This is a genomic window from Coleofasciculus sp. F4-SAH-05, from assembly GCF_040222985.1.
GTDB lineage: Bacteria > Cyanobacteriota > Cyanobacteriia > Cyanobacteriales > Coleofasciculaceae > Coleofasciculus > Coleofasciculus chthonoplastes.
Genome location: NZ_JAVKBY010000225.1, coordinates 1 through 5,153, shown reverse-complemented (window position 1 = coordinate 5,153; position 5,153 = coordinate 1). Strand labels below are relative to the sequence as shown.

The window sequence follows — 5,153 nt, the reverse complement described above, 5'->3', positions numbered from 1 at the left end:
CCGCTTCTTGCTGTTCTTCCAAGGGTTCCACAACTGGACACTGAACCCCTTCCACATGATGGGAGTGGCAGGTATCTTAGGTGGAGCGCTGCTGTGTGCCATTCACGGTGCAACCGTAGAAAACACCTTGTTTGAAGATGGTGAAGGGTCAAACACCTTCCGGGCGTTTAACCCCACCCAAGCCGAAGAAACCTACTCGATGGTGACGGCGAACCGTTTCTGGTCTCAGATTTTCGGGATTGCGTTTTCCAACAAGCGCTGGCTGCACTTCTTCATGCTGTTTGTCCCGGTGACAGGCTTGTGGATGAGTTCAGTGGGTGTGATTGGCTTAGCGGTAAACCTGCGGGCTTATGACTTCGTTTCCCAGGAAATCCGGGCGGCGGAAGACCCCGAATTCGAGACATTCTACACCAAGAATATTCTCCTCAACGAAGGAGTCCGGGCTTGGCTGGCGCCTCAAGACCAACCACACCAGAAGTTTGTATTCCCTGAGGAAGTTCTACCTCGCGGTAACGCACTCTAATAAGTTGGGTTTAGTCATCAACTTTGCTCCCCTACCTGCGGGTGGGGGAATTTTTTTCTGTTCATGGTTCATGGTTGACAACTCAAAACTTGAATGGGGCGGGTTTAAGTAGTCTGACAAAAGAAAACGGCACGCTCACGCTTGTGCAAGTAAACAAGCCTCAAACCCTTACACTTACAAATGACGAATGACAAATGACGAATGACGAATGACGAATGACGAATGACGAATGACAAATGACGAATGACGAATGACAAATGACGAATGACGAATGACGAAAAACTTTCCTGGCTTCCCCTTGCCAAATCCAAATGGTGTGTTATTCTAATTGAAGGTGAACAAACACCAGATAACTAACGGAAATCAAAAAACCGTACAGGGATTAAGGAGGTGATGCCCATGAGCGATAGTAGTAAAAGCATGGGTCATCTGATTGGAGTTAGCCGGCTGTGAGCCGGGGCTGTTCTCTAACAGTTAGCTCAGTTCTCTTCGGAGAACTCATTTATTGAGAAACTGGGCTGGTTAAGGAGTTCCTTCCGGCAGTCTGGTTTCAATCAGAAGACCCGCTAGACCGCTCTCACTATAAGTACTGTAGATTTTATCTAAGTGCTTCCCGTGAGAGCGGATAGTTTTTTGGGAATTTTTTGAAAGTTGAAGGTGGGAGAAAAGGTATGGCTGAGTTACTCAGTGATGCAGAAATTCAAGAAAAAGCCAAGTCACTAGACGGCTGGACAGTTGAAGGGAAAGAGTTACGCACAACTCGCCAATTCAAAGATTTTGTCGAAGCGATCGCCTTTGTCAATAAGATTGTTGAACCAGCAGAAGCGGCTGGACATCATCCTGATTTAGCGATTTCGTATAACAAGGTGACAATTAATCTTACCACCCATGATGCTGGGGGGTTGACGGCTAAAGATTTTGAGATGGCTCAGACGCTGTCCAAGTTAAGCGTGTAGCAGTAAAACCCTATATATGGCAAGGGCTTAAGTACCACTTTCAAAAGCTTGACAGACTGAGTCTGTTTGTGTAGTATAAACAGCTAATTTAGTTTTATAATGACGGTGTTAGCCAAAACTTAACCGACTGGCAGATGAAAAAGGGTTCCAAGACGAACCGGAAAATTAAGCGAAAAAATACCATCTGCCAAATAGACGATGTACCATAGTGCGAGAAGGGCAATCTAATTGTTTCTGTAAAGGTGTGAGGACAGAAGATGTCAAAATTACTGTGGAAGTCTCTACTTATTAGCCCAGCGGTATTAGGTGTAACCTTGGTTGCATCTACGTTGGGAGTCCGTGCAGCCGATAGCGCCAATCTGCCTATCGCTGACACTCAAACAGCAATGCCAGAAGTTCAGTTCGATGGTGTTGCTGATATTACGGTTTCAGAGGAAATTGCGGTCAATCCGGAACAGTTAACTCCAGCTAGTCTGGAGGTGAAGCCAGAGGCACAACCGACCTTGGCTCAAGCTGTACCTAATGCGCCCAACGACGCTGAGATTTTAAATCAAATCAATGACTATAGCAGCGAAGGAAACTCTAGCGGACAAGTGACCAGTGTCGGTCAGTTACGCGATGTTTCTCCGGGAGACTGGGCGTATGAAGCGCTACGTAGCCTAGTCGAACGCTACGGCTGTATCGCTGGGTATCCAGATGGTACGTATCGTGGCAATCGGGCGCTGACTCGTTACGAATTTGCCGCTGGTTTGAATGCTTGTTTGAACCAAATTGAGCGTTTGATTGGTCCGGGTGGTTTTGACCCGACTGAGTTAGAAACCCTGCGGCGGTTAATTCAGGAATTTGAAGCAGAACTGGCGACGCTAGGGGCGCGAGTTGATAACCTAGAAGGTCGGGTGGCGTTCTTGGAAGATAATCAGTTCTCCACGACGACTAAGTTACGGGGTGAAGTCATCTTTGCGCTCACCGACGAGTTTAATTCTGACTTTGACAATAACACTGTCTTCCAAGACCGGGTTCGTTTAGAACTGAATAGCAGCTTCACCGGTCAGGATCGGTTAGTGACTCGTTTAGCTGCAGGTAATGCGGATCTACTTAATACTGGTGCAGGTTTTGAGGCGACTCAGACCTTCAACATAGGGAACACAGGTGGCAATGATGTTATTGTAGACTGGCTAGCCTACTACTTCACCTTTGGTAGCTCGAAAGTTTACGTGGCTGGCACTGGCGGGATTCATAGTGACTACGTTCCTACCCTCAATCCTTACTTTGAAGACTATGACGGTGGTAATGGTGCATTGTCTGCCTTTGCCTCTGAAAGCCCCATCTATCGAATCGGTGGTGGTGCAGGTGCAGCCTTTAGTCTAGGCGCGGGTCCCCTAGAAAGGGTATTGGGACCAAGTACATTGACTTTTGGTTACTTGGCAGGTCCTGGCGCAGAAAATCCAGGTGATGACTTTGGTGTATTCAATGGTGAATATGCGGCACTAGCCCAGTTGAATTTCAACCTTGGCGATCGGATTGCCCTCGGTGCAACTTATGTCCATGGTTACCATAATTCTGGTACTAACATCTTTGATATTGGTGCAGGAAGCTCGGCGGTTGTCGGTACTGGGTTTGCCAATAACCCAGCTTCCTTCGCGGCAAATGATAATGTGCCTATGGTCACGAATACCTACGGCATAGAAGCAGCATTGCGCCTTAGCGAAACAATTTCAATTAGTGGCTATGGTGCTTACACTGATGCAATCCTAGTTGGTCGAGGCGGTAGCGAAATCTGGACTTATGGTGCTGGCGTTGCCTTGGCTGACCTGGGTAAAGAAGGTAACGTTTTGGGAATTTTTGGCGGTGTACAACCCTACGCCGGAAATATTGATGTTCCAAGCGGAGATTTCCGACGAGATAATGACAGTTTACCCTGGCACGTTGAAGCCTTCTACAAGTACCAACTCACGGATAATATCTCGTTTACTCCGGGTGTCATCTGGTTGATGAATCCCGACCAGGATAGTAATAATGAGGATGCGGTCATCGGTACACTCAGAACAACTTTCACGTTCTAAGTCAATTTTATGAACGGCAAAATTCGCCTGAAAATTGATTAATTTGATCACCCCGCCATTGAGCGGGGTTTTTCAGCTTGCCTAAGCTAAACCAACAAACCCCACCGGGAAACCGGAGTATACTAGGAATGATTGCCCTGACATGAATTAACTGTGGAACTCTCCTGTAAGACTGAATACACCCTACTGGCTCTCCTAGAACTCACGGGTCATTACAATCAGGGAGAACCCTTACAAATCCGACAGATTGCCGCGCAACAAAATATTCCCGATCGCTATTTAGAGCAACTTCTGGCAACCTTGAGACGTGGCAATTTAGTCCGTAGCCAACGGGGGGCTAAAGGGGGTTACATTCTGGCGCGGGAACCCTGGACAATTACTCTATTGGATATAATGAATTGCCTAGATGGTTCAACCGCCACAACGTCTGGTAGCCAAACCAATGCGATAACTGAAGCCAGTGCTATCGTCCAAGAAACATGGCAAGAAGTCCGCGATCGCACCAATGATATCTTGCGAGACTATACCCTGCAAGATTTATGGGAGAAACTGAATAATAGACGACAGTTGAACATTATGTATTACATCTAATATTATGACGTCCCTGTTCCCTGCTCCCTGTTCCCTAACAAAGGACATAAGACGTAGCTTGCTTCTTTTCGGGAGCGAGAATGACAAATGACGAATGACAAATGACAAATGATTAATAACAATCATTACCACACATTAGATATCCACCCGCAAGCAACAGCCCAAGAAATTAAGCAAGCCTATCGACGTTTAGCTAAGCGCTTTCACCCCGATAGCCAAACTAAAACCGCTAACTCGGACAAAATTATCGAGATCAATGGGGCGTATGAAGTTCTCAGAGATCCTCAGCGACGCCATTCTTACGATCAACAGCTTTTCTATCCCCAGTTTTCATCCAAACGCCGCACTCACCAACAGCGTCACGAAGCGGCTCGAAAACAGTATAAACGTCAACGGGCGCGATCATACAATACTGACACTCACCTAGAAATCTGGTTGCAGCAAGTCTATAAACCAGTGAACCGATTGATTATTCCCATCCTCAAATCCCTGAACACTCAAATCAATCAACTCGCGGCTGATCCCTTTGATGACGAACTCATGGAAGACTTTCAAGCCTATCTAGAAAACTGTCGTCATGATCTCAATCAGGCTCAGATTACCTTTCGTTCCCAACCTAATCCCGCCCCTGTTGCTGGTGTTGCAGCTTCCTTGTATTACTGTCTCAATCAGTTGGGAGATGGTATTGATGAGCTAGAACGGTTTACCTTCAATTACGACGAACATTACCTGCATACCGGTCAAGAACTCTTCAGAATCGCCACCAGCTTACGCCACGACGCTGAAGATGCCATTAAGCATCTAAATTATTAATTATAAATTATTAATTCCCTGTTCAATGACCAATGACCAATGACCAATAGCAAAAACTAAATTCCATAACTACAGTTTCTCTTGCAATAAGCAAGAAGTGGGCTCTTGCGTATTCCCCACTATAAAACGCCGGAAGCGTCGTTCTGAAACGGAACCCCAAAGGAAGCCTACAACCGTACCCGTAGGGTCGGTGTAGGAGGACGTCAC

5 protein-coding genes and 1 pseudogene are annotated in these 5,153 nt (G+C 46.6%); 5 read left to right on the top strand and 1 reads right to left on the bottom strand.

The genetic code is table 11. The features are described 5' to 3' along the window. A pseudogene (locus RIG27_RS27515) lies at window positions 1-523 on the top strand (photosystem II D2 protein (photosystem q(a) protein)); the annotation flags it as partial. Window positions 524-627: 104 nt separating this feature from the next. Here the strand turns inward: RIG27_RS27515 and RIG27_RS27510 are convergent. Then, window positions 628-828: a hypothetical protein gene (locus tag RIG27_RS27510; RefSeq protein WP_446350333.1), complete on the bottom strand. Its 201-nt coding sequence runs from the start codon at window positions 826-828 to the stop codon at window positions 628-630. Window positions 829-1,194: 366 nt separating this feature from the next. Here RIG27_RS27510 and RIG27_RS27505 point away from each other — a divergent pair, with 366 nt between their 5' ends. The 4 genes from RIG27_RS27505 to RIG27_RS27490 all read left to right on the top strand — a co-directional run bounded on the left by RIG27_RS27505 (window position 1,195) and on the right by RIG27_RS27490 (window position 4,946). After that, window positions 1,195-1,479 carry a 4a-hydroxytetrahydrobiopterin dehydratase gene (locus RIG27_RS27505; RefSeq protein WP_446350332.1) on the top strand — a complete coding sequence of 95 codons (285 nt, stop codon included), beginning with the start codon at window positions 1,195-1,197 and terminating at the stop codon, window positions 1,477-1,479. A gap of 257 nt (window positions 1,480-1,736) precedes the next feature. Then, window positions 1,737-3,542, top strand: a complete 1,806-nt coding sequence (locus RIG27_RS27500) for an iron uptake porin (protein ID WP_446350331.1) — start codon at window positions 1,737-1,739, stop codon at window positions 3,540-3,542. Between the two features lie 153 nt (window positions 3,543-3,695). Then, the gene (locus tag RIG27_RS27495; RefSeq protein WP_446350003.1) at window positions 3,696-4,133 is read left to right on the top strand and encodes an RrF2 family transcriptional regulator; all 438 of its coding nucleotides are present in this window, start codon (window positions 3,696-3,698) and stop codon (window positions 4,131-4,133) included. A 108-nt stretch (window positions 4,134-4,241) separates the two neighbouring features. Next, the gene (locus tag RIG27_RS27490) at window positions 4,242-4,946 is read left to right on the top strand and encodes a J domain-containing protein (RefSeq protein ID WP_446350330.1); all 705 of its coding nucleotides are present in this window, start codon (window positions 4,242-4,244) and stop codon (window positions 4,944-4,946) included. Window positions 4,947-5,153 lie beyond the last annotated feature (207 nt).